At 38.5% G+C, this 25,026-nt stretch carries 21 protein-coding genes and 1 pseudogene; 8 read left to right on the top strand and 14 right to left on the bottom strand.

Going from position 1 to position 25,026, the window contains the following annotated elements:
- Positions 1–61 precede the first annotated feature (61 nt).
- A complete protein-coding gene (locus IPO46_06970) occupies positions 62–739 on the top strand; it encodes a response regulator transcription factor (GenBank protein ID QQS61892.1) in 678 nt (225 codons plus the stop codon).
- Between the two features lie 90 nt (positions 740–829).
- A complete protein-coding gene (locus IPO46_06965) occupies positions 830–2,251 on the top strand; it encodes an Ig-like domain-containing protein (GenBank protein ID QQS61891.1) in 1,422 nt (473 codons plus the stop codon).
- Positions 2,252–2,262: 11 nt separating this feature from the next.
- On the opposite strand, the gene IPO46_06960 is transcribed toward IPO46_06965, so the two are convergent.
- From IPO46_06960 to IPO46_06935, 6 genes and pseudogenes are all read right to left on the bottom strand, one after another.
- Positions 2,263–2,955 carry a hypothetical protein gene (locus IPO46_06960; protein ID QQS61890.1) on the bottom strand — a complete coding sequence of 231 codons (693 nt, stop codon included), beginning with the start codon at positions 2,953–2,955 and terminating at the stop codon, positions 2,263–2,265.
- Between the two features lie 132 nt (positions 2,956–3,087).
- Entirely contained in the window at positions 3,088–3,657 is a 570-nt protein-coding gene (locus tag IPO46_06955) for a glycine zipper 2TM domain-containing protein (GenBank protein ID QQS61889.1), read from the bottom strand.
- A 134-nt stretch (positions 3,658–3,791) separates the two neighbouring features.
- Positions 3,792–3,986 (bottom strand): hypothetical protein, encoded by a 195-nt coding sequence (locus IPO46_06950; GenBank protein QQS61888.1) that lies wholly within the window; start codon positions 3,984–3,986, stop codon positions 3,792–3,794.
- 125 nt (positions 3,987–4,111) lie between these two features.
- On the bottom strand, positions 4,112–4,753 hold the full coding sequence (pdxH, locus tag IPO46_06945) for a pyridoxamine 5'-phosphate oxidase (GenBank protein ID QQS61887.1): 642 nt from the start codon (positions 4,751–4,753) through the stop codon (positions 4,112–4,114).
- A gap of 19 nt (positions 4,754–4,772) precedes the next feature.
- Positions 4,773–6,689, bottom strand: a complete 1,917-nt coding sequence (locus IPO46_06940; protein QQS61886.1) for a TlpA family protein disulfide reductase — start codon at positions 6,687–6,689, stop codon at positions 4,773–4,775.
- A gap of 142 nt (positions 6,690–6,831) precedes the next feature.
- Positions 6,832–7,098: pseudogene (locus IPO46_06935) on the bottom strand (hypothetical protein).
- 251 nt (positions 7,099–7,349) lie between these two features.
- On the opposite strand from IPO46_06935, the gene typA reads away from it, so the two are divergent.
- Positions 7,350–9,173, top strand: coding sequence for a translational GTPase TypA (gene typA / locus IPO46_06930; protein QQS61885.1), 1,824 nt, complete (start codon positions 7,350–7,352; stop codon positions 9,171–9,173).
- Between the two features lie 68 nt (positions 9,174–9,241).
- Here typA and IPO46_06925 read toward each other — a convergent pair whose 3' ends face one another.
- Positions 9,242–9,775, bottom strand: a complete 534-nt coding sequence (locus tag IPO46_06925) for a YceI family protein (GenBank protein ID QQS61884.1) — start codon at positions 9,773–9,775, stop codon at positions 9,242–9,244.
- A 109-nt stretch (positions 9,776–9,884) separates the two neighbouring features.
- Here IPO46_06925 and fabG point away from each other — a divergent pair, with 109 nt between their 5' ends.
- The 4 genes from fabG to IPO46_06905 all read left to right on the top strand — a co-directional run bounded on the left by fabG (position 9,885) and on the right by IPO46_06905 (position 16,940).
- Positions 9,885–10,640 carry a 3-oxoacyl-[acyl-carrier-protein] reductase gene (fabG, locus tag IPO46_06920; protein ID QQS61883.1) on the top strand — a complete coding sequence of 252 codons (756 nt, stop codon included), beginning with the start codon at positions 9,885–9,887 and terminating at the stop codon, positions 10,638–10,640.
- Positions 10,641–10,768: 128 nt separating this feature from the next.
- Positions 10,769–13,435, top strand: coding sequence for a methionine synthase (gene metH, locus IPO46_06915; protein ID QQS61882.1), 2,667 nt, complete (start codon positions 10,769–10,771; stop codon positions 13,433–13,435).
- Between the two features lie 20 nt (positions 13,436–13,455).
- Positions 13,456–14,223, top strand: coding sequence for an exodeoxyribonuclease III (gene xth, locus IPO46_06910; GenBank protein QQS61881.1), 768 nt, complete (start codon positions 13,456–13,458; stop codon positions 14,221–14,223).
- 110 nt (positions 14,224–14,333) lie between these two features.
- Positions 14,334–16,940, top strand: coding sequence for a lamin tail domain-containing protein (locus IPO46_06905; GenBank protein ID QQS61880.1), 2,607 nt, complete (start codon positions 14,334–14,336; stop codon positions 16,938–16,940).
- A 5-nt stretch (positions 16,941–16,945) separates the two neighbouring features.
- On the opposite strand, the gene IPO46_06900 is transcribed toward IPO46_06905, so the two are convergent.
- The 6 genes from IPO46_06900 to IPO46_06875 are packed head-to-tail and all read right to left on the bottom strand — an operon-like array spanning position 16,946 to position 22,375.
- Complete coding sequence (locus tag IPO46_06900) at positions 16,946–17,734, bottom strand: amidohydrolase (GenBank protein ID QQS61879.1); 789 nt, start codon at positions 17,732–17,734, stop codon at positions 16,946–16,948.
- A gap of 10 nt (positions 17,735–17,744) precedes the next feature.
- The gene (locus tag IPO46_06895) at positions 17,745–18,125 is read right to left on the bottom strand and encodes a hypothetical protein (protein ID QQS61878.1); all 381 of its coding nucleotides are present in this window, start codon (positions 18,123–18,125) and stop codon (positions 17,745–17,747) included.
- A 23-nt stretch (positions 18,126–18,148) separates the two neighbouring features.
- Positions 18,149–19,006, bottom strand: coding sequence for an SDR family oxidoreductase (locus IPO46_06890; GenBank protein ID QQS61877.1), 858 nt, complete (start codon positions 19,004–19,006; stop codon positions 18,149–18,151).
- A gap of 6 nt (positions 19,007–19,012) precedes the next feature.
- Entirely contained in the window at positions 19,013–20,503 is a 1,491-nt protein-coding gene (locus IPO46_06885) for a hypothetical protein (protein QQS61876.1), read from the bottom strand.
- A gap of 45 nt (positions 20,504–20,548) precedes the next feature.
- A complete protein-coding gene (gene thiL / locus IPO46_06880; protein ID QQS61875.1) occupies positions 20,549–21,580 on the bottom strand; it encodes a thiamine-phosphate kinase in 1,032 nt (343 codons plus the stop codon).
- Entirely contained in the window at positions 21,581–22,375 is a 795-nt protein-coding gene (locus IPO46_06875; GenBank protein ID QQS61874.1) for an inositol monophosphatase, read from the bottom strand.
- 84 nt (positions 22,376–22,459) lie between these two features.
- On the opposite strand from IPO46_06875, the gene IPO46_06870 reads away from it, so the two are divergent.
- A complete protein-coding gene (locus tag IPO46_06870) occupies positions 22,460–23,698 on the top strand; it encodes a glycosyltransferase family 2 protein (protein QQS61873.1) in 1,239 nt (412 codons plus the stop codon).
- Here IPO46_06870 and IPO46_06865 read toward each other — a convergent pair.
- Entirely contained in the window at positions 23,695–24,819 is a 1,125-nt protein-coding gene (locus tag IPO46_06865) for a glycosyl transferase family 28 (protein QQS61872.1), read from the bottom strand. The genes IPO46_06870 and IPO46_06865 overlap by 4 nt on opposite strands.
- Positions 24,820–25,026 lie beyond the last annotated feature (207 nt).

Raw genomic sequence — 25,026 nt, 5'->3', positions numbered from 1 at the left:
AGCGCCTGTTTGCATTAGAAAAATGAAATTTGTATGAAAAACCACTTTTGCTTAAATACCAATGCACATTAATATTGCCATAATAGACGATAAGCTTAGTAACCGGAATATTATTCGTGATAAATTACTGCGCAACCCCAATTTTAAAATTACCCTTATAGCCGAAGACGGGAAGGATTTTTTAGAAAAAATGAAAGCTATTCCGGCAATAGATATTCCACAGGTGGCTTTAATGGATTTGGAAATGCCCAAAATGGATGGCGTAGATGCCATTGCTGCCGGCTCATCGTTTTACCCCAGTATTAAATTTGTTGTGCTCACCATTTTTGATGATGAAGAAAAAATATTTAAAGCCATTAAAGCCGGGGCTTATGGCTATCTTTTAAAAGATGAGAGTGCAGAAAATATTGCAGAAATGCTTTGGCAAATGCATGAAAACGGTGCGGGGCCAATTTCGCCCGGTATTGCACATAAAATTTTACAATTGGTTCAAAAAAATGAACTTACTATAAAAAAAGCCAAAGCAAATACAATCGAAAAAAATTTTTTCGATCTTTCGCAAAGAGAAATGGAGATACTTCAATTGCTGGTTCAAGGCTTATTTTATAAAGAAATTGGCCAAAAATTAAATATCAGCACCAATACCGCAAAAAAACACGTGGTTAATATTTATCAAAAGCTGCATGTAAATAGCCGGGCACAGGCACTTCACCTTGCCTATGAAAAAGGGCTGCTATAAGGTAAGTTTTAACAACTTTTAATAATATTTTCTGCAAACAATTGACAATTCGTTGCCTGCTATGCTCCTGTATTGTTATAAATTTGCGCCATGGTAAAATATTGCCTATCTGCAATACTGGCTTTGGCCTTTTATGGCTTGTTGGTTTTTATAAGTAGTGGCTGTGCCCAAATGGGCTACCCATCAGGAGGCCCCAAAGATTCTTTAGCTCCGGTATTGATTAAGGCAACCCCCGAAATAAATACCATAAACTTTAGCGGTAATAAAATTACCCTGTTGTTTAATGAATATATTGATATACAAAATATTCAGAACAACCTTTTGGTTTCTCCATTACCCCAAAAAAACCCAACCGTAAGCGGCAACTTAAAAACGCTGGTAATAAAACTGCGGGACACGTTAAAAGAAAATATAACCTACGCCCTGCAATTTGGTAATGCAATAAAAGATGTTAATGAAGGAAATATTTTAAAAAACTTCAGCTATGCTTTTTCTACCGGCAATTATATTGATTCCTTATCGCTTTCCGGAAAAGTAACCCTTGCCCAAACCGGCAAAACAGATAGTACCCTGCTTGTAATGCTTTATAAAAATATTACTGACAGCTCCGTTTATAAAGAGCGGCCCCTTTATATTGCCAAACTTGACGGTAAAGGATCATTCCAATTTCAAAATTTGCCGGAAGGTACTTTTTATGCCTTTGCCTTAAAAGACGAAGATGGTGGGAAAACCTACAATTCCGGCTCCGAATTATTTGCTTTTGCAAGTGCCCCGGTTCAAATAAACAATGCCACTGCTCCTCTTTTCCTAAATGCCTATGCACTTGAAAAACCAAAACAACAACCTTTAAGAACTACATCCGGCCACCCTGTAACTAACCGGCGTAACCAACCCGATAAAGAATTAAAGTTTACCAGCAACTTATCCAGCCCCTATAAACAGGATTTATTAAAAAATTTTGATTTGAAATTTTCTAACAAAATAAAAAATTTTGACAGCAGCAAAGTATCTCTCACCGACACCAATTATTTGCCTTTGCCCTTTTCTATTACTACAGACAGTACGCAAAGGATTTTTTCATTTAAAGTACCCTGGATTGCCAATAAAGATTATGTATTATTAATCCAGCAAGCGGCGTTTGAAGATAGTATAGGTTTAAAAATTACCAAAAACGATACGCTAAGATTTAAAACTTTTAGCAAAGAAGATTACGGTGCCATACAATTGAGGTTTCAAAACCTGGATTTAACAAAACACCCTGTTTTACAACTGGTGCAGGGAGAAGAAATTAAACTTTCGGCTGCAGTGGGCGGTAGTACATGGCAAAACAATATGATACTACCCGGAGATTATGAATTAAGGGTTTTGTACGATAACAACCAAAACGGAAAATGGGACCCGGGTGATTATAACACAAAACGTCAACCCGAAATTGCCGTTACCTTATCTCAAAAGTTAACGGTAAAAGCCAATTGGGATAATGAAAGAGATATAGATATGGTTGGTGAATAATTAAATTTCCATTAAGGGAATACCTGGAACCTAATGCTGTTTATAAACTTAGTTTGAAAGCCAGATTTTTGAGCACCCTGGTAACCTTTGCGGTCAAAAGATGTATAGTAAGTAAAATTGTCTGTTCCAATATTTTTAATTCTTCCCTTTATAGCTTTATCTTCAAAAGAAGGATAATAGCTTAGGCCGGTATTTCCAATAGTTTTAAATTTTCCTTTTAGCGCTTCATTATCAAAAGAACTGTAATAGGTGAAATTGTTGTTTCCTGCCCTTTGCATATTGCCAGAAAAGGAGTTATCGCTGTAACTTTCAAAATATACAAAATCGGTAGCGCCAATAGATTTTATCTTTCCACGAAGTTCATCTTTATCATAGGAGGCATAGTAAGTAATCATTGTTTGCCCTATATATTTTACTTTTCCTCTAAAGTTCACATCCTCGTTATCTGAATAATTTTCCACACGGCCCATATATGGATCCAGTTGTGGTGGAAACATCCAATGCAAATTTTGTCTTTGCAAATTTTCCATGCCATAGCCAACCAATTGCCCTTCTTTAGAAACATTAATCAACGCATTATCTATGGTTCTAAAACACAAAAGTATTTTATCGCCAGACCTATCCATACTTACTACTGAAAGGCTTTGGGCATAAATGGTGCCTGAAAAAATACAGGCAACCAAAATCAGTAAAGATTTTTTCATGAGCTCATAATTAGGATGTCTAATATACGGTTTTTTTTCAATGGAATTATAGTTTCAGCTTTAGGAAAATAAAAAAACCCGCCTTTGCACAGGCGGGAAATATTTAAATAGGGTTTACCTTTTAATAGGCTGTTAGTTTACCCGGCCGTCTTTTTTATCCTGCTTTCTGCCAAGCACATAACCACCAGCTGCACCAATTACGCCTCCAATTATGGCACCTTTACCATTTTTGCCAATTACCGCACCGGCAACAGCTCCGCCAACAGCACCAATTATTGCAGCTTTTGCCGCTTTACTTATACCCTTTTTTTCTTCTTTGGTATCAGCATCAGCTCCATCTAACTGGCCATTGGTATTTCCCGTTTCAACAGAGGCTGTGCCTCCTGACTGGGTAGAATCTTTTGTTTCTGGTGCACTAGGGTTTGTTGTAGCCGTGGGCTCGGATTCAAAAACGGGCTTAGGGGATTTAGGCGATTTTTGCGGCGCATTGCGGTAAATAATTGTTGTTTTTTCAATTATTCTTGGTGCTTGTGTCGCCTGCTTTTGCTCATTTAAATTCAATGCCGTATCGGTTAAACTGCTGTTTTGATAAGCAGTATTGGGCGATAGCAAAAGTGGGGTTTCCGTTTCATTTTTTTGTTGACTCTGTTTGCAAGCAGTAAATGCTGCTACTATGGATAAAGAAAGTAAAACTTTGTTCATGATCGTTAATTTAGTTATTTAGGAAATAGTTGATTCTTGTCTATAAAATTCAGACAAGAGAGATGCTTCAAGGTTTATTTTCAAAACCTTTTAGGTAGTTAATAAATTCTTAAAGAAAAGTGTTAGATAAAAGATTACTTGTTGTAATCTTTTTTTAATAGTTTATGCAGCAGAATAAATAAGGCAATTGCAAGCATAATAAACCCGCTTACAAATGAAAAAAGGAAAACCCACCAAACTTTAAAGAAAAAATCCAGCAGCATACCTGTTGCAACAATAGCAATTGATAAAACTGAAAGCAAAATTACAATACCGGGAACCTGTTGCATAGGGCGATACAGATTATTGATTATGAAAGGTTATTGCAAATATCTATTAGATTTTTCAAAAATAAAATAGTAATTTTACGAATGTTTTTATGAAAAAGTACTACAAAGTCCTTTATTTAATGGCATTACGGTGAAAGCCGGGAAATAGTCCACTTATTATCCTCCTTTAGTGAATATAATAGCCGGTCGTGTAAGCGGCCGGGCCTTCCCTGCCAAAATTCTAAACTATGGGGTTGTACGCAAAAGCCTCCCCAAAACTTTGGACGTTCAATAGTTTTTTCTTCAAAATTTTTTTCCATTTCTTTCACTTTGTTCTCCAGTATTTCCCTGGATGCAATTATTTCACTTTGGGCAGATACCCATGCGCCAATACGGCTTTCATAAGGCCTGCTGTTAAAATATGCATCACTATCTGCGTCGCTTATTTTTAGTGCAGTGCCTTCTATACGTACCTGCCGTTCCAGTTCTCGCCAAAAGAAAAGTAAAGATACTTTTGGGTTTTGGATTATTTGCAGTGATTTATGGCTTTGATAATTGGTAAAAAAAACAAAGCCGTCTTTATCAAATCCTTTTAGTAAAACAATCCTTGCATGTGGGGCGCCGTCTTCACCGGCTGTAGCCAGCGTCATGGCATTGGCTTCATCTACTTTATTATCAACTGCGTCTTTCCACCATAGCGAAAATTGATCTAATGGATTTTTTGCAACGCAGGATTCTGATAAAGTCTCTTTTTCATACACTTTTCTTAAATCTCCAATCGGTTTCATGGCAATATTATTTTCAATATTATTTTCCTGCAAGCTCAATCATTGTGGTAAGTTCTTCAACAAGCGCATCGTCATTTCCGTCAAAACCTACGGCTTTAAAACGAATATTGCCCTTGCCATCCACAATAAATTTTGTAGGGATGCCGCTTACTTTAAAATCCGATACTACATTATCTTCCGTATCAAGCAATACATGAAAATCATACCCTTTTTTGGTCATAAAATCTTTGGCATTTTGTAATTTGTTATCTACTTTTTCCCAGGTATCTACAAATAAAAATTTCACATTTGGGTTGCCTTTATATTTATCCTGGGCTTTTTTCATTCCTGGCATTGATGCAATACAAGGCCCGCACCATGTTGCCCAAAAATCCACTACTACTACTTTTCCTTTAAGGCTTGCCAGGCTTACGCTATTCCCTTCAAAATCTTTAAGGGCAAAAGCTGGTGCAGGTTCATTAATCATGCCTTTAGCAATTTCAGCCCTACGGGCAATTATTGCTTCTTCTTCCAGGTTTGTTAAATAAGCTGCATAGCCGGTATCGCTTCCTTTTTCTTTTACATATATATTTTTAAGAGCAGCTTTTGTTTTTGCAGATGCTTTACCACTTTTTACAAATCCTTCAATTAGCTTTTGGGCTTCTGAAGCTGGCAAGGCTTTTTCTGCCAGCAATGCATAGCGTTCATTGTATTCGGCATCGGCAAATTTATTATAGGTTGCAGCACTTTTTGCATAGGGTAACCCTTCTTTATACGTTTCATTTTGGTATAAAATAAATGCATAGGTATCGGCATACATGGCAAAGTTTCTTTTGCGCTGTTCTTCCCATTGCAGGCCGGTGAGCATAGCAGGCTTTTTTTCTGTTGGCGCTTTTACTTCATTTTCTGCCCAGCTTGTGGCTTCGTAGCTCATACGTTTTGCTTCCTGTATATTTTCTATTCCTTCTTCGGCCATATTCCAGCTTACATTATTAAACATAGACGCACGGCTGGCTGCCGTTAAATTTTTGGCATATTCAAAAAGGCCCTTCCAGTTTTTTTCCTGTACGTAAGCATTGGCTACTTGCTGCTGTAAAAATTCTTTAATAGATTCCTGGTTATCGGAACTGTTTTGTTTCAAAAATTCCTCTACCTGGGCTTTCTTTTCATCGGCCGGTTTTTTTGCCCTCAGGCTTAGCACCAATGCATTGGTTGCGTCTGCTTTTACCCAGTTTCCTTTAGGATAAGTGGTTTTCATAATGTTGCGGAAACTGTCTGCAACATTTTTTTCTTTAAACCTGTCGTACCATTGCGCAATAAGGGTATAATCTATTTCGCTAAGGTTGGGCTTAGCTGCAAATAATTGCAGCTCTTTTGTAATTAAGTGTTTAGCCTCTTTTTTCTTTGCACGGGATAAAAAGTTGAAATAGTTCCCTAAAAATTCAGGGTCGTATTTTAATTGAGGGTCCTTTGCAATACCTTCTTCCAGTACCATTAAAGCCACGCCGGTATTGGCTTCAATACCTAAAAAATAATCCGACATTCCACCGCCCCATAAATTTGCAGCAGCGCCATAATAGCCACTTACTGGTTCTTTTTTATTATTGTAAACCGGAACCACATATCCTTTATTGGCGTTTACATCTTTTTCTTCTCCTGCATAAAACACAAATGCAATAGCATTGGTTGTGCTATCGGTTTGTACCCAGCCTTTATAGTTAGAGCCATAGTGTTTTAAGGTTGGCTCCATTGCCTTTATTTCTTTGCCAATAAGATATACGGCAACTTTTATCGGTTCTTTTCTTATAAGCGAAGAAAGGGATTGGTTATAAACAAATTCAACACCCGAATTCTGACCGGGATAAACCGGGTTCAATTGCAATGCAGTAAAATTGGGTTGGGCCGGTAAAACGGCTACTGCTAAAATAGAAATGAACAGTAGAAATATTGTTTTCATAATTAATAGTTTTCTCAAAAATAAAAAAACTGCTCCATAAGAAGCAGAAAAAAAGATTAAACAGTATTTAATACTGTTATTGGGCGCTTAGTAGTATGGTATGCAGCGGTTTTGCCTCTTTTTGCAGGTTTCTCCTCCTTATAAGCCAGCTTAAAGTAAAAGTGGGTAAAATATCGGTAAAGGGTAGCGCTTCTTCCAAAAAGCTGAACATTCCCCCAAACACACCCATTTTACCACCAAAAAGTCGGTTATAAACTAAGCCGGATAGTGGCGCCCAAATCACATCAGAAAATTCCCCTATAAAAGGTATAGTAAAACTGGCCATACCAATTACATCCAGTACAATGCAAAGTATTAAGCTGGGTAAGGCACTCTGTCTGGGGTTTTTATGTGTACTTAATATTTTCATGGATTTTTATTTTGAACTATTAAATGACGATTATATATTTATTAAAATTCTGTTTTCCGGCTTAAAGTTTTGATAAAACTGCTTCATTCAAGTGTTTTTTATACCCTTTTAGCCTTTCTGAACTTTAAAATCAAGCTCTTAATTTATTCAAAAAAAGCTTCTTTAAGCGGCCAAAAAACAATACCTTTGCGCCCGCTTTGGGTTTAACGGCATCACGGTGCATCAAAATCTAAACCCTTAATTTAACTTAAATGAACATTCGCAACATTGCTATTATTGCCCACGTTGACCATGGCAAAACCACACTGGTTGATAAAATTTTACATGCTACAAAAGTGTTTAGAGAAAACCAGGCTACCGGTGAATTAATTATGGATAATAACGATCTTGAAAAAGAACGGGGAATTACCATTTTTAGCAAAAATGCTGCTGTAGAATACAACGGTACAAAAATAAATGTAATTGATACACCCGGGCACAGTGATTTTGGCGGCGAGGTAGAGCGAGTGCTTAAAATGGCCGATGGTGTAATTTTATTGGTAGATGCTTTTGAAGGCCCAATGCCGCAAACCAGGTTTGTACTGCAAAAAGCCCTGCAACTTAACTTAAAACCCATTGTAGTTATTAATAAAGTCGATAAGCCAAATTGTCGCCCCGATGAAGTGCATGATGCCGTTTTTGAATTGTTTTTTACGCTGGATGCCACAGAAGAACAATTGGATTTTCCTACTTTTTACGGCTCGGGTAAAAACGGTTGGTTTAATAACTCACTGGTTGAAATAGATAATATTACACCGCTATTAGATGGTGTTATTAAATATGTACCTGCTCCAAAAATAGAAGTAGGTACGCTTCAGTTACAAATCACTTCGCTTGATTACAGCTCCTTTTTGGGCCGAATTGCCGTAGGTAAAGTAACTCGGGGAGTTATTAAAGAAAACCAACCTATTTCACTAGTTAAAACAGATGGAACAATAAAAAAATCGAGGGTAAAAGAATTATACGTATTTGAAGGTATGGGCAAAAAGAAAGTTACCGAAGTTTTGCCTGGAGATATTTGTGCCGTGGTAGGCCTTGAAGATTTTAATATTGGCGATACAATAGCCGACTTTGAAAACCCCGAAGCATTACCTGTAATTAGTGTTGATGAACCCACCATGAACATGCTTTTTGGCATTAACAATTCTCCCTTTTTTGGTAATGCAGAAAAATCCGGCGGAAAATTTTTAACCAGCCGACATCTGCGTGACCGCTTAATAAAAGAAACAGAAAAAAATCTTGCACTAAGGGTAGAAGACAGTGAAAGAGGAGAAAGTTTTGTGGTTTATGGCCGTGGCATTTTGCACCTGGGTGTATTAATTGAAACCATGCGCCGTGAAGGTTATGAGCTTACCGTAGGACAGCCGCAGGTAATTGTAAAAGAAATTAATGGTGCCAAATGCGAGCCTTACGAAACCCTGGTGGTGGATGTACCGGTAGAATTTGCCAGCAAAGTAATTGACCTGGTAACCCGCCGTAAAGGCGAAATGCATGTAATGGATACCAAGGGTGAAATGCAGCACCTTGAATTTGAAATTCCATCCCGTGGATTAATAGGGTTAAGAACCCAAATGCTTACGGCAACAACAGGTGAGGCCGTTATGGCGCATCGCTTTATAGATTACAAACCCTGGAAAGGCCCAATACCCGGGCGCAATAATGGCGTATTGCTTGTAAAACAAGGCGGCACCAGTACAGGTTACTCTATAGACAAACTGCAGGACAGGGGAACCTTTTTTATTGATCCGGGAGAAGATGTTTACTCCGGCCAAATTGTAGCCGAGCATATAAAACCCGGCGACCTTGTGGTAAATGTGGTAGAAGGTAAAAAACTTACTAATATGCGTGCCAGCGGAAGCGATGCTGCCACCAATATTGCCCCCAAAACCCAATTGACACTGGAAGAATGCATGGAGTATATCCAACAGGATGAATGTATTGAAGTAACACCTGTATGCATCCGCATGAGAAAAGTTATTTTAGATGAGGAAGAAAGAAAAAAAGAAGCAAAAAAAATGAGCGCAGAGGCTGTTTAAATATATTAAAATAAAAAAACCACGGTATCAAACCCGTGGTTTTTTTATTTCTCAAACTTTATATTCTTTTATTGTGATTTTACAAATTGCAGGTCACCCATAAGCCTTACTTCATCGCTCACCAGCACAGCACCGGATTCAAGGGTTGCATTCCAGTTTAAGCCCCAGTCTTTACGGTTTAGTTTTCCGGTAAATGAAAAGCCGGCTTTTATATTTCCGTAAGGATCTTTTAAAATACCACCACATTCCACATCAAGAGTAATGGACTTTGTAATATTTTTTATAGTTAAGTTGCCGGCAAGGGTATAATTACCTGAACTCTTTTGCTCAAATTGTAACGCTTCAAAAACCATTTGCGGAAAACTAGCAGCATCAAAAAAATCGGCCGATTTTAAATGGGTATCCCTGTCGGCATTATTGGTAAAGATAGAACCCACATCTACAGAAGCGCTTACTTTAGCTTGGTTAAATTCATCTCCATTTGCTTCAATAGAAGCGATAAAATTTTTATATAAACCCTGCACATTGGCAATCATCATGTGCCTTATTTTAAAACTCAATTCGCTGTGCGCCGGGTCTAAGGTCCATTTTACTATTGACATATTTTTAAATTTTATAACACAAAATTCGCCCTTTATCCCGTGTTTATCATTGACATAGATCAAGAAACAACAGAAACAGCTATTTTTGTTGCCTATAAAACCAGGGTTTATGAAATTATTACAGGGAAAAACGGCAATTGTAACTGGCGCTGCAAGGGGCATTGGAGAAGCTATTGCCATTCTTTTTGCCGAAAATGGCGCCAATGTGGCTTTTTCGTATGTGAGTGATAGCAGCGCCGAAAAAGCAACGGCCCTTGAAACAAAGCTGAAAGGCTTAGGCATAAAAGCAAAAGCATATAAAAGTAATGCAGGCGATTTTACCCAGTGTGAAATTTTTGTAAACGATGTAATAAAAGAATTTGGCTCCGTAGATATTTGTGTAAATAATGCCGGTATTTCTAAAGATAATCTATTATTACGCATGAGCCTGGAGCAATGGAACGATGTAATACAAGTGAACCTGAACAGTGTTTTTAATATGACAAAGCAGGTAATAAAAGTAATGATGAAAGCAAAGTCGGGTTCCATTATTAATATGAGTTCGGTAATTGGCGAAATGGGTAATGCCGGCCAAAGCAGCTATGCAGCCAGCAAGGCAGGCATTATAGGGTTTACAAAAAGTGTGGCCAAAGAACTTGGCAGCCGAAACATACGCTGCAATGCTATTGCCCCGGGTTTTGTAGAAACCGACATGACGGCTTACTTAAAAGACGGCGAAGGCGCAGAAAAATACAAAGCAGGTATTCCCCTTGGCCGTTTTGCCTCCACAGAAGATATTGCCAATGTTTCCCTATTTCTTGCCAGTAATTTAAGCAGTTATATTACCGGCCAAACCATCAGCGTATGCGGCGGTTTAAATATTTAATTGTATAACCCGGCAAAAACCATCGTTTATTTTTTTATTTTCTATTTAAGGAACATAAAGCAATTCTGCTTTTAACGCACATAGTTTTGTATTAAATTTGTGCAGTATACTTTTTACATTCTTATTTAATGAATACAATACAGCCCTATTTACGCCTGTCTGGTTTAGAACCATTGATAGTACGACCCGAAACAAATTTTGTAAATGTTGGAGAACGAACAAATGTTACCGGTAGTAAAAAATTTGCCCGCCTCATAAGAGAAAATAAATTTGAAGAGGCGCTCACCGTTGCAAGGCAACAGGTGGAAAGCGGCGCCCAGGTACTGGATATTAATATGGATGATGCCTTGCTGGATGGTGTAAAAGCTATGCAAACATTTGTAAACCTATTGCAAAGCGAGCCCGATATTGCCAAAATACCCGTAATGCTTGACAGCAGCAAGTTTGAAATTATAGAATCCGGTTTAAAATGCATCCAGGGAAAGTGCATTGTAAATTCCATATCATTAAAAGAAGGTGAAGAAAAATTTATTGAGCAGGCAACCGTGTGCCACAATTTTGGCGCAGCCGTAATTGTAATGGCTTTTGATGAAACCGGCCAGGCAGATACGAGGCAACGAAAAGTAGAAATTTGTCATCGTGCCTATCAAATACTTACAGATATAGTAGGCTTTCCCCCGCAAGACATCATTTTCGATCCCAACATTTTTGCCATTGCCACCGGCATGGAAGAGCACAATAATTATGCGGTAGATTTTATTGAAGCCACAAAAGAAATAAAGCAATTGATGCCGCTTGCAAAAATTAGCGGTGGTGTAAGCAATGTTTCATTCTCCTTTCGTGGTAACGACCATGTAAGAGAAGCCATACATGCCGTTTTTTTGTATCATGCCATTAAGGCCGGTATGGATATGGGCATTGTAAACGCAGGCGCTTTAGTAGTATATGATGAAATAGAACCTGTTCTCAAAAACTTATGTGAAGACGTAATCCTCAACCGCAATAATAGCAATAATGAAGCCACCGAAAAATTAATTGCTTTTGCAGAAACCGTAAAATCAAAAGGCAAAGAAATTGTAAAAGATGAAAGTTGGCGAAAAGAACCGGTAGAAAAAAGGCTGGCACATTCGCTGGTAAATGGCATTACCGATTATATTGAAGAAGATACCGAAGAAGCCCGAAAAAAATTACCCAAGCCACTGGATGTAATTGAAGGCCCTTTAATGGATGGAATGAATATTGTTGGCGATTTATTTGGCGCCGGTAAAATGTTTTTACCGCAAGTGGTAAAAAGCGCCAGGGTAATGAAAAAATCCGTTGCGTATTTACATCCGTTTATAGAGGCAGAAAAACTAAGCGCAAGCAATGCGCCAACCGTACTATTGGCAACAGTAAAGGGCGATGTACACGATATTGGAAAAAATATAGTAGGTGTTGTACTGGGTTGCAACGGTTTTAATATTGTGGACCTGGGTGTAATGGTTCCTGCCGATAAAATTTTAGAAGAAGCCGTAAAATGCAGCGCTGCTATCATCGGCCTTTCGGGATTAATTACCCCTTCGCTGGATGAAATGATACATGTTGCCCACGAAATGAAGCGCAAGGGAATGGATTTACCATTACTTATTGGCGGCGCCACAACAAGCCGCACCCATACTGCCGTAAAAATTGCGCCCAAATACGATAACGGCGTGGTGCATGTATTGGATGCAAGCCGCAGCGTAACGGTAGTAAACAGCCTCTTAAACAAAGATCAAAAACAAAATTTTTTAAACAATATAGCTAAGGAATATGATGGCGTAAGAACACAATTTTTAAATAAACGTGCCGCAAAACCTTTAATCAGTTACCCCGATGCTTTGGCTAATAAAGAAAATTTTGACTGGGAAAATTTTATACCGGTAAAGCCAGCGGTAGATGGCGTAAAAGTGCTTAAAAGTTTTAACCTGGCAACTATTGCCCCTTATATTGACTGGGGCCCTTTTTTTATAGGATGGGAAATGCCCGGAAGGTTCCCGGCAATACTGGAAGATGAAAAATTTGGCACAGAAGCAAAAAAACTTTACCAGGATGCCCAAAAATTAGTAGAAAAAATTATAGCAGAAAAATGGTTTATTGCCGATGGTATTGTAGGCTACTGGCCGGCAAGCAGCAATAATAAAGATACTATTACGCTTACTGTAAATGGCAAAGTTGTAAAACTGGAGAGCCTTCGCCAGCAATTAAAAAAAGCCCCGGGCCAACCCAGTTTTTCTTTGGCTGACTTTGTAAAGCCCGAAAAATTTGGAACTGATTATATGGGCGCATTTGCCGTAGCCATACACGGCGCCAAACAGCATATTGAAAAATTTGCCAAAGAAAATGATGAATACAATAAAATAATGGTGCAAATACTGGCCGACAGGTTTGTAGAAGCTTTTGCAGAATGCCTGCACCAGTTAACCCGTAAAGAATTTTGGGGCTACGATAAACAGGAAACCCTCAGCAACTTCCAGTTAATCAAAGAAGAATATAAAGGCATAAGGCCAGCTCCAGGTTACCCGGCCTGCCCGGAACATACGGAAAAATACAAACTGTTTGAAATAATGGAAGTAACCAAAAATATTGGCATTGAACTTACGGAAAGCCTTGCTATGAGCCCTCCTGCAAGTGTTTGTGGATGGTATTTTGCGCATCCCGGAAGCCATTATTTTGGCGTTGGTAAAATTGATAAAGACCAGGCAGAAGATTATGCCCGCCGAAAAGAAATGAGTATAGAAGAAGCAGAAAAATGGTTAAACCCCGTTTTGGAATAACCTTACTAAATCATAATTACATGCGTATTATTTCTTACAATGTAAACGGTATACGTGCTGCCATTAAAAAAGGTTTTTTAGAATGGCTCAGCAGCAACCCGGCAGATGTAATTTGCCTCCAGGAAATTAAAGCCACTGCAGAAGATGTAGATACAAAATTATTTGAAAAAGCAGGATACTCCCACTATTGGTTCAGCGCACAAAAAAAAGGATATAGCGGAGTTGCCGTTTTAACTAAAATAAAACCCAATGCAGTAAAAACCGGCACTGGGCACCATTTAAGCGATAGCGAAGGAAGGGTGATTGAGCTGCAATTTGGCGATATTAAAATCATCAACGCATATTTTCCTTCGGGCACATCCGGCGATGAAAGGCAAAGCTATAAATACCAATGGCTTGATGAAATAATGGATTATCTTAAAAAAGAAAAAAAGAAAAACCCTAAAATTATCCTTTGTGGTGATTATAATATTGCCCATAATGAAATAGATATACACGACCCAAAAGGAAATAAAAACTCATCTGGTTTTTTGCCCGGAGAAAGGGAATGGTTTACCCGGTTTTTTGATGCCGGGTGGATAGATAGCTTTAGGGTTTTTCACCCGGAGCCGCACAGGTACAGCTGGTGGAGCCAGCGCTTCCCCAGCGTAAGGCTCAATAATAAAGGCTGGAGAATTGATTATATTAATGCAACTGATGCATTAAAAAACAATCTTCTAAATGCAGAAATTTATCCAGAAATAAAACACAGCGACCATTGCCCTGTGTACCTGGAAATAAAAATGTGACATTTTTTATATAATTGGCCCTTTCGTATTTTTACTTTCTTGATCTTTCTCCTTTCCATTAAACATATCAGTTCGTCAAATACCGTATCTTTAAAGATATAATATTGATTATGAGAAAGCTATTTTTGGCCTTTGCGGCCCTGTTTTTATTTGAAGCTGTAAAAGCCCAGTTTACCGAAAATTTTGCTGATGGAGATTTTACCGCAAACCCAGCCTGGGGCGGCAGCACTTCAGATTATATTGTAAATGCATCCTTTCAACTTCAAAGCAATAATACCACGGCCAATGCAGCTTTCTATTTAAGCACTGCCAGCACTTTGGCCACTACAGCACAATGGGATTTTGATGCCACACTGGCTTTCAACACTTCTTCGGCAAATTATGTGGATGTTTTCCTTATTGCTTCGGCTGCAGATGTAACGGCAAATACTACCAACGGCTATTTTGTACGCATGGGTGGCACCGATGATGAAATTTCACTGTTTAGGAAAGATGGCGCAACTGCTATTAAAATAATTGACGGCGTAAACGGAACCCTAAATACCAGCAACAATACCCTAAATATAAGGGTTAGCAGGGATGCATCCAATCAATGGAGCCTTAACAGGGATATTACGGGCACAGGAACTAATTTTTTTAATGAAGGTTTAGTTACCGATATTACCTATGCTGCTTCTTCATTTTTTGGTATCTACATTAAACAAAGCACTGCTTCTTTTTTTCAAAAACATTTTTTTGATAACATCATTGTTCAAACCTATGTGCCCGATACCAATCCTCCTGTAATAGTTTCTGCAACAGCAACTTCTCAAAGCACTGTTGATATATTATTTAACGAACCTGTAGATTTAGCAACAAGTGAAACCGCATCCAACTATGTTGTAAACAATAGCATTGGTATGCCTTTAACAGCGGTAAGAGATGTTGCAAATGCATCTTTGGTTCACATGAATTTTGCAGTCAATTTTCCCAGCAACCAAAATCATACGGTAACTATAAATGCCGTTACCGATTTAGCAGGCAATAGCATTACCAATGGAACATCCGTTTTCAGTTATTTTATTCCCAGCCCATATTCGGTGGTAATCGATGAACTTATGGCCGACCCTACACCGCTGGTTCAACTGCCCGATGCGGAATGGCTGGAACTAAAGAATACAACCGCTTTTGATATCAACCTTCAAAACTGGCGTGTAGGCAAACCCACAGGCATAAGCGGGCCCATGCCTAATTATATTTTAAAGGCCGATAGTTTTGTAGTAGTATGTACGGGCAGCGCTGTTGCCGCTTTAGCTGCATTTGGCCCTGTAATTTCTGTAACCAGTTTTCCGAGTTTAAATAATACAGGCGATAATTTATATTTAGTTTCACCGCAAGGCTATACCATACACAGCGTAAATTATACTGATGGCTGGTATCAAAATGCCTTAAAAAAAGATGGTGGCTGGAGCCTGGAAATGATAGATACACACAACCCCTGCTCCGGCATGAGCAACTGGATTGCAAGCAACGATGCAAACGGCGGAACGCCGGGAAAGAAAAATTCTACGGACGCCATAAACAGCGACATTACCAACCCAAAATTGCTAAGAGCCTACGCAGCAGATAGCGTACACGTTACCCTTGTTTTCAATGAGCCGGTTGACAGCATCAGCGCATCCCTTGCTTCTCAATACAGTATTAGCGATGGTATAGGAAACCCAATATTGGCAACTGCTTTAGCCCCGGTTTTTGACAGGGTAACTTTAACCTTGCTTAACCCATTGCTTCGAAATAAAATTTATACCGTAACCGTTACGGCTGTTACCGATTGCAGCGGCAACACAATTGGATCCCCAAATACAGCAAGGGTTGGCTTGTATGAGTCTACCGATAGTTTTGATGTGGTAGTAAACGAAATTTTATTTAATCCTCTTTCGGGTGGTAATGATTATGCAGAATTTTACAACCGCAGCAATAAAATATTAAATTTAAAAAATGCGTATATCGCTAATTTAAATACGGCCGGGCAAATAAGCAGTATTAAACAATTTTCTGCCGAAGATTACCTGTTTTTTCCGGGGGATTTTATTGTGGTTACCGAAAGCGCTGCATTGGTAATGAGGGATTATGTTGCCCAAAACCCAATAGCTTTTTTAGAAGTTTCTACTATGCCTTCTTTTAACGATGATGCAGGTAATGTAATTCTTTTAAACGAGCAGGGGAAAATAATTGACCAACTGAACTATTTAGACGACTGGCATTTTGCATTAATCAGCAATGAAGATGGCGTTGCTTTAGAAAGAATAGATTATAATGCAGCTACTCAAAACCAGCAAAACTGGCATAGCGCAGCAAGTAGCATAAATTATGGAACGCCTACCTATAAAAATTCTCAATATAAAGCAGATGCTGCTGTACAGGGCGAAATAACGGTAACGCCTGAAATTATAAGCCCCGATAATGACGGTATTGATGATTTTGCAACAATTAATTATAGTTTCTCCGAACCCGGTTATGTAGCTAACATTAGCATTTTTGATGCTAATGGCAGGCCGGTTCGTTATTTGCAGCGCAATGCATTAAATGGTTTAAAAGGTTATTACCGATGGGATGGGTTGGGAGAAAAACAACAAAAATTGGCTTCTGGTATTTATATTATTTATACCGAAGTGTTTAACCTGCAAGGTAAATCCAGGAAGTTTAAAAATATAATTGTAGTGGCCAGGAGAAAGTAAGGGTATTAAAAAATTTTAAATTCATCGCCATCTTTCCAAAAGGGAAATTTTTCCCTTGACTGCTGTAAATGTTCTTTTTCCAAACTAATGGTAAAAACATCTTCCTCATCTTTTAAATGGTAGAGTACTTCGCCCAATGGGTCAATTATCATGGTATTGCCGCTATGATAAATGCCATTACCATCATTGCCCACACGGTTTACGCCAATAGCGTAACATTGGTTTTCAATAGCTCTTGCACACAATAAAGTTTTCCAGGCATGGCTCCTCCTTTCGGGCCAGTTGGCAACATAAATCAATACATCATACTCAGGTTTATCCTCATTTTGCTGTTGCCTTGCCCACACAGGGAACCTTAAATCATAACAAACCTGCAGGTTAATGCGCCAGCCTTTTACCGAAGCTATTAATCTTTTGTTGCCGGCAGCAAAATATTTGTCTTCGCCAACAAAGGCAAAAAGATGGCGCTTGTCATAACTCGTAAATTGCCCATTGGGAAGCATCCATATTAGCCGGTTATAATATTTTCCTTCTTCTTCAATAATGAGGGAGCCGGTAAGGATAATTTTATTTTTAATTGCAGTTTCTTTCATCCATTCAACCGTATCGCCGTTCATGGGTTCTGCAAGTACAGCAGGGTTCATGCTAAAACCTGTAGAAAACATTTCGGGCAATATTACCAGTTCTGTTGGTTCTTCAATAGCGGCAATTTTTTCAGCAAACATTTCCAGGTTCGCTGCCTTGTTTTCCCAGGTTAAATTTGCCTGAATGGTTGAAATGCTGAGGCTTGGCATATTGTACTTTTTATTGCTCTTCTTTTCGTTTTACAATTAAGTACCAGTTGTTTTCTAATGAAAGATAGCCTAAATCGTAACAAAAGAAATAAGTATCGCCTTTTTTATTGGTATAAGTGTGGGTGTGGTATTTAAAACGGAAGCCTTTTGCAGAAAGTTTTTCAAGCGTGGTTTTAGTCGTTTCAGATGCGGCAGGCAGCAAGTCGTTTAATATCCTCCGGTTTTTTCCCAAAGCATTATTGATGTTACGCACAATATTTACATCGGCAGATTTTAAGCCATTGTTATAATTATTGCGGCAATAGTCATCACAAAATTTTTTATCTATTCTTCCTTTAAGCGGCTTGTTACAAGCCTGGCATAATTTGGGCGCTGTGGATTCGGATGACATAAAAGGTAAATTATACCTTGAAGTTAAAATATTTTTTTTAATGCAGCATGGAAAGAAGTAGGTATAAAATCCAGTTCAATAAAAGCTTTTTGGCAATTAAACCCGCTTAATAGTGGCCTTGGGGCTATTTCTCTAAATGTATCTTTTGTTACGGGATGTAATAATGAAGCGTCAATCTTAAGGAATTTTGCGGTTTCGCAGGCAATTTCATAGGGTGTAAACATTTCATTTCCGCTAATGTGAAAAATCCCTTTCGCTTTTCTCAATACCGCAGCTTCAACGGCTTTCAAAAGATCGTTCACAAAAGTGGGTGTACGTTTTTGGTCGTTCACCACATGAAAAATTTCACCTGCTATTAATTTTTTTTGTGTAAGTGTTACCAGGTTTTCCCTACCGTTCAAAGGTTTTCCATACACCAGTACTGTTCTTATAATACAACTATTAGCGTAGGCGAGCACTGCCTGTTCCCCAAGGTATTTTGTATAACCGTAATAATTCACCGGGTTGGGTTTATCTGTTTCTGTTAGCCAGGCTTTTGTTCCGTCAAATACAAAGTCGGTAGATAAATAAACAAAAGAAGCATTAATATCCGCAGCATAGTGAACCAGCAATTTTGTTGCAGAAGCATTGTTGAGCAGCGCCATTTCTTTATTGCTTTCACATTCATCGGGTTTTCCTTTGGCGCCACAATGTATTACTACAGATGGCTTTAGCCCATTCAATACATTTTTTATTTCTGTTTCATTTGTAAAATCCATTTTAATTGTATCGCATAGGCCATTTCGTGAAGTTGCAATTATGGTATGCCCATTTTGCAATAGTTGGTCTGCCAGTTGCCTGCCAATATACCCGTTTGCCCCGGTTATTAAAATTGGTTTCACTAAATATTATTGTTGTGGGTTTTCGCTCCTGATCATTTTAATTACCGCCTCCATTTTGTTATCAACTTTATGAATCAGGGCATCCAGGCTTGGGCCGCAATAAATATCCGGAATTACACCTGTTCCTTTTTGCGGCACTTTATCATGCTCAAATTGCAACAGCCTAAACAAAGGCAACCTCACCCTTATTTTTGTATTGGGCAAAACAATATCAGGGATAATTATCCCATTGTTGCCATACCATCCACCGCCTGTTTCTTCACCCACAAGGGTAACGCCTGGCTGGCCTTTCATTGCATTGCAAAACAGGGCAGATGCCGAAAACGTTGGGCCGTTTGTAAGGATATACACTTTGCCCTTAAAGTTATTTTTAGTTTTGGGTTTAAAAGTTTTTCTTTCTAAATGGCCCAAATGAAAGTAGCCATCTTTATATTTTTTTGTAATAAAAAACAATTCGATATTGGTTAATAACCCGTTTTTAATATGATTTGTATATGGCGCCATTGATTTTGCAACGCTGTATAATGAGTCGGCAACTTTAAATGGTTTACGGGAAACATAACGGGTAAGCATAGTAGATAAGCCCACACGTCCGCCACCATTGCTCCGTATATCAACTATTAAATTTGTAATGTTTTCTTGTTTTAATTTTTTAAAACTCCGCCTGTAAAATTTTCTAAGATGCCCTTTGGTAAAGCTGTTTATATTCATTACTGCTAAATTTGCTGTGCTGTCTATAGTAAAACTTCTGAACCTATTTTCTCTTTTTTCTTTGGGTAGTTTTAGTTTTTTAATCTTTGTTTTGGACATTTTCTTTTTTGTACTATCGGGCTTAGGCGGCTCCCATGCTGCAATTGTTACCTGCTTTTCCGTATGTAAAGAATCTAAATATGTAATTGAATATTGCCGGGAAAGGCCAAAAATATTTCTATGAAAGTAGGGGAAATTGGAGCTTATTCTTAAATAGTTAATATTGCTAGCATAGCCGTCTTCGGGTAAAAAATTAAACATCCTTTCTATTATGTACCGGTTGCGGATGCCATTTATTGATGTAATTAATGTTCCTCTTTTAAAAATAGAATCGTTTCTGGTTAAACTTCCCAAAACAACAATGGTATCTTTCCATGCTTTTATATATAAGGGAAATGAGGGAAGTTGCCTGTTTTTTACCCAATTGGCATAGCTGTTGCTTAGGCTTACGCTGGTATGGCCGCAGTGTATTTTTTGGGTTAGCGGCGCAAGTATATGCCAGGCAAACATGGGTTCGTTCATGCTATCGGGGATTACACGTTCATAAAAATCAAAATAATAATCCATGCTATCTTTTGACGTGTACCAGTAAAGCGATGGGTGTTTTGCCTCAAGGATATTTCTAAGCAGCCTGTAATCTTCCTTTAGGGCAGCAGCAGGATATTTTTTGGCCGGGGAATAATGGCTTGTGGCACAGGAATACCAAAATGGCAAAAGCAATATAAACAGGATATTCCGAAATTTCATTTTAATCACAAAATAAAAAAATATTTAGCACGAGACGGCCCTGTGCTACTTTGGTATAGCGTGGTTCCAGCCTTGTGCAATTAATTGATGCTTATTGCCGGCACGGGTAATTATTACGCTGCCTTCTTTTTCTTCTGTAATGAAGCCAATTACGCTAATTTCTTTATTGTCTTTTACTATCTCATAATCTGTTTGCGAAATAGTAAACAGCAGTTCATAATCTTCGCCACCGCTAAGTGCACAAGCCGTGGGATCCAATTGGAGCTTATAGGCAAATTGCTTTGCTTCTTCGTGAATAGGAAATTTATCTTCATACAATACACAACCCACCCTGCTTTGGTTGCAAATATGCAATATATCGCTGCTAAGGCCATCGCTAATATCCATCATAGCTGAAGGGGCAATTTCTTTTTCGGCAAAAAAAGCTATTATATCATTTCGGGCTTCGGGTTTTAGCAACCTTCCTACAATATAGGCCTGGTTTTCAAGGTCGGGCTGGGCGCCTGTTTCTTCAAAAATTTTCTTTTCCCTTTCCAAAAGGGTAAGCCCGAGAAAAGCGCCACCAAGTTCGCCACTTACACAAATAAGGTCGTTGGGTTTTGCCGTACTTCTTTTTATAAAATTTCCAGGGGCCACTTCGCCAATTGCTGTTACGCTTATAATTAGTCCTTTTTGCGAAGTGGAGGTATCGCCGCCAATTAAATCTACCTGGTATTTATCGCAGGCAGCATAAATGCCGGAATATAATTCATCAAGCGCCTCAAGACCAAAGCGGTTGCTGAATGCAATGCTTACAGTAACCTGCGACGGAGTAGCATTCATGGCATAAATATCACTCAGGTTTACCACGATACTTTTATAGCCCAAATGTTTTAGTGGCGTATAAGATAAATCAAAGTGGATGCCTTCAATCAATAAATCGGTTGATACAACAGTTTGCCGGCCAAAATTATCTATAACGGCAGCATCGTCGCCTACGCTTAATATGGTTGATGCATTTTTGGTTTCGTTATTTTGGGTAAGATGGTTAATTAAACCAAACTCACCAAGCGTTGATATTTCTGCTCTTTGGTCCATTTATAAAGATGATGCGTTTTTTACCTGGGCTCCATTTACTACTGCTTGTAGCTGCTCATGTATTTTACCATTGGTGGCAAGAATATGCGGTTGATAAGGCGAAAAGTCGTTTCCCTTAAAATCGGTAATTTTTCCTCCGGCTTCTTTTACGAGCAAAAAACCGGCGGCGCTGTCCCATGCTGCCAGTTTATGTTCATAAAACCCATCAAAGCGCCCTGCCGCAACCCAGCATAAATCAATGGCGGCGCTGCCAAGCCTTCTTACCGGTATACCGCACCTAATGAGTTTTTCAAAAATTTGCAATGGGCCGTTTGGGCTGTCAAGGTAAGTATAGGGAAACCCTGTAACCAGGCAGCTTTTAACCAACTCCTGTTTATTGCTTACTTGTATTTTTTTATCGTTAAGTGTGGCTCCTTTTTTTGTTTCTGCAAAGTACATTTCGTTTAAAATGGGTGCATAAACAGCGCCAAGCACCATTTTGCCATTGTGCTCCACGCCTATACTTACGCAACACAAAGGGATGCCGTTGGCAAAATTTACCGTTCCGTCAATGGGGTCAATAATCCATTTATACTCACTATTGGTAACAATTTCTCCGGTTTCTTCACTTAAAATAAAATGGTTGGGAAATTCCTTTTTAATAACGTCAAATATGGCTTTTTCCGAAGCATGGTCGGCTTCTGTTACCAGGTTGTTGATTCCTTCTTTGTTTGAAATAGTAAAGCTCCCATTATAGTATCGCCTTATTTCGTTAGCGCCGGCATTAACCGCATTTAAAAGCGTGGTTTTTAGCATGCCGCAAAGATAAAGAATACCGTTTGTCTTTATCTTGCAGATTAGTGCAGCTTTTTCTTTGTAAAACGCTTTAAAAACGATTAATTGCAGCAAAATGGCATTTTGCAGTTATCGGTAATCATCATAAACTATAATGTAAAATTTTTTCTGGAGCATTGCCTGCTTTCTTTACTTAAAGCAGCAAAGGAAATTGATTGTGAAATACTAGTAGTTGATAATGCATCTACCGATGGAAGCAAAGAATACTTAACAGATAAATTTCCGCAGGTACACTTTTACTGGCTTAGCAGTAACCTGGGGTTTGGCAAAGCCAACAACTATGCTTTTCAAAAAGCAAAGGCTGATTATATACTATTGCTCAATCCTGATACAATAATTGCCGAAGACAGCCTAATGCTATGCCTTGAATATTTTAAAACAAATGGCAATTGCGGCGCATTGGGCGTAAGGATGATTGACGGCAACGGTAGTTTCTTAAAAGAAAGCAAAAGGGGATTTCCAACATTGGCCCGTTCGTTTTTTAGGTTCTCGGGTTTATGCAATGTATTTCCTCATTCCAAAAAAATATCGGGATATTATTGTGGCCATTTACCACAAAATAAAAGCGGCAGGGTAGAAGTACTGTCTGGCGCCTTTTTGATGTTACAAAAAAAGACCATTGAAGCCATTAATGGCTTTGATGAAAATTTTTTTATGTATGGCGATGATATTGACCTTAGTTATAGGATCCATAATGCCGGAATGGAAAACCATTATTTTGCCGGAACAACCATTGTACATTTTAAAGGTGAAAGTACACAAAGGTTCTCCAAAAGCTATGTAAAACATTTTTACAATGCCATGCACATTTATGTAAACAAGCATTATCAGCAAAATAAAACCTCCAGGGCTTTTATGCATGTGTTTATTACCGCCTCACAATGCCTGGCCGGTTTTAAATTAAGCATCAAAAAGTTTTTATCAAAACGGGAACCTATTAAAAACCTAAATGCTGCAATAGTGAGTACACAGCCGGAGTTTAACCAAATGTTGCAGCTCATAAAATTTGCACTGCCACCGGTTACAGTTTGTGGCAGAATTGCCAATACCAGAAACGACACAGGCGCCAACATAGGAAGTTGGAAAAATATAAATACTGTGGTTGCTCAAAAAAAAATAACCCTTATTGCTTTTTGTGAAGGCAGCAATACGTTTAAAAATATAATAACCCAAATGCAGGAAACAAAGGTTAAGCAAGGGTTTTTGATTTATAGCGCCGGCAGCAACAGCATGGTGGGCAGTAACAACAAAAACAGCAACGGTAGGATAATTACCAGGTTTTAGTTTCCTTTAATTTTTCTATTTGCCCTTAGCCTTTCCACCAGGTTTTTTACTACTTGCTTTAAGTTTGTTTGTGGATCTCCTGCTGATTGAAAATTGAATTTTTTTGCTTTTTCTAATTGCACACTCAATGAAAAATCCTGCTGGCTGGCGGCTATAAACAATTTTTTATCCTGTAAAAATGCAGCAAGGTACTCTTGCTCGGTTTGCCCTGGAGTAGGCACCAATATTGCCTTTTGGCCCAAAACAATAAGATCCATAACAGAGGAATAGCCCGACCTGCAAATCACCATTTCTGCCTTTTGCATCATTTCATTAAACTGTGCCGATGGAAGATGGTTATACATTTTAAAATGATCGTTATCGGTATAGCTGGTTTTTATTTCGCTGGGGAGCCCACGAACAAATACAGATTTGAGGCCCGATTTTTTTATTTGTGGTGCCAGTATTTTTTCAAAAATGGTTCGCTGGGGTTCCGGCCCGGATAAAGCCACAAAAATATCCAGTTCCTTTTTACTCTTCTTTTTTTTGAGGCGGGATAATGGCCCAATATATTTTAAGGGTGTTTTTGGTGGATGAATGGGATGCGAAAGTTTTCCTGCAATTCCGTTTTCTTCATAATCGGGCACCCAACATTCGGTATAGCGGTTTATAAAGCTATAATGAACTTTTTGGCCCAGAATAGTTAAGGCAAAGTTAGGGCTGTGAAGGTTCAACTGGTGGGTTATATAAACACAGGGAACGGTTTTTGTCCATAAACCAAAACGGTTATCGGATATTACCGCATCAATGGCATTATTTTTTAAAAACCGTGTAAGCCAATGGTGCTCATAATTTATTGCTTTAATAATTTTTGGGGACTGCATTATAAGTTTTGAGAAAAATCCAGCTTTGGTTTTGCTGTAATTAATTTCATAGCCTTTTAGCGGAATAATTTCCACAGCAGGAAACTCATTTTTTAATACAACCTTAACAGCAGCTTCTGCAGCAATAATAACAGTTACCCCTAATTTTATTAATTCATGAATTACTGGTACACAACGTGTAGCGTGACCAAGGCCCCAATCTAATGGAGCAATAAGTATGGTGAGGGGGTTTTTAGCGCCTGCTGAAATTTTACTCATATCTTACAAAGGGCAATAAATATTCGTGAAAATAGTTTAATTTGTAACGTTATTTATATGAAAAATCCGCTAAAATTTATCTCATTGTTATTAATGGCCTTTGCTTTACTGGCTGCAGGCTGTTCCTCTGCTAAAAAAGGGCAGTGTGGTTGCCCCAATAAACAAGGCATGGTAGGTTATTAACAATCCGGTTTTCCGCTAGATCAT

This window comes from Chitinophagaceae bacterium, assembly GCA_016699815.1.
Classification (GTDB): domain Bacteria; phylum Bacteroidota; class Bacteroidia; order Chitinophagales; family Chitinophagaceae; genus Ferruginibacter.
Note: the sequence above shows the minus strand (reverse complement) of the source record. Positions and strands in the feature narration are given on the sequence as shown.

Coding starts and splice junctions, on each gene's coding strand:
- thiL (QQS61875.1), bottom strand. CDS start 21,580: ATGGACCAAAGAGCAGAAATATCAACGCTTGGTGAGTTTGGTTTAATT.
- IPO46_06940 (QQS61886.1), bottom strand. CDS start 6,689: ATGAAAACAATATTTCTACTGTTCATTTCTATTTTAGCAGTAGCCGTT.
- IPO46_06885 (QQS61876.1), bottom strand. CDS start 20,503: ATGAAATTTCGGAATATCCTGTTTATATTGCTTTTGCCATTTTGGTAT.
- IPO46_06895 (QQS61878.1), bottom strand. CDS start 18,125: ATGTCATCCGAATCCACAGCGCCCAAATTATGCCAGGCTTGTAACAAG.
- IPO46_06970 (QQS61892.1), top strand. CDS start 62: ATGCACATTAATATTGCCATAATAGACGATAAGCTTAGTAACCGGAAT.
- IPO46_06950 (QQS61888.1), bottom strand. CDS start 3,986: ATGCAACAGGTTCCCGGTATTGTAATTTTGCTTTCAGTTTTATCAATT.
- xth (QQS61881.1), top strand. CDS start 13,456: ATGCGTATTATTTCTTACAATGTAAACGGTATACGTGCTGCCATTAAA.
- IPO46_06900 (QQS61879.1), bottom strand. CDS start 17,734: ATGCCAAGCCTCAGCATTTCAACCATTCAGGCAAATTTAACCTGGGAA.
- IPO46_06965 (QQS61891.1), top strand. CDS start 830: ATGGTAAAATATTGCCTATCTGCAATACTGGCTTTGGCCTTTTATGGC.
- IPO46_06905 (QQS61880.1), top strand. CDS start 14,334: ATGAGAAAGCTATTTTTGGCCTTTGCGGCCCTGTTTTTATTTGAAGCT.
- fabG (QQS61883.1), top strand. CDS start 9,885: ATGAAATTATTACAGGGAAAAACGGCAATTGTAACTGGCGCTGCAAGG.
- IPO46_06955 (QQS61889.1), bottom strand. CDS start 3,657: ATGAACAAAGTTTTACTTTCTTTATCCATAGTAGCAGCATTTACTGCT.
- IPO46_06960 (QQS61890.1), bottom strand. CDS start 2,955: ATGAAAAAATCTTTACTGATTTTGGTTGCCTGTATTTTTTCAGGCACC.
- typA (QQS61885.1), top strand. CDS start 7,350: ATGAACATTCGCAACATTGCTATTATTGCCCACGTTGACCATGGCAAA.
- IPO46_06925 (QQS61884.1), bottom strand. CDS start 9,775: ATGTCAATAGTAAAATGGACCTTAGACCCGGCGCACAGCGAATTGAGT.
- metH (QQS61882.1), top strand. CDS start 10,769: ATGAATACAATACAGCCCTATTTACGCCTGTCTGGTTTAGAACCATTG.
- pdxH (QQS61887.1), bottom strand. CDS start 4,753: ATGAAACCGATTGGAGATTTAAGAAAAGTGTATGAAAAAGAGACTTTA.
- IPO46_06865 (QQS61872.1), bottom strand. CDS start 24,819: ATGAGTAAAATTTCAGCAGGCGCTAAAAACCCCCTCACCATACTTATT.
- IPO46_06875 (QQS61874.1), bottom strand. CDS start 22,375: ATGCTAAAAACCACGCTTTTAAATGCGGTTAATGCCGGCGCTAACGAA.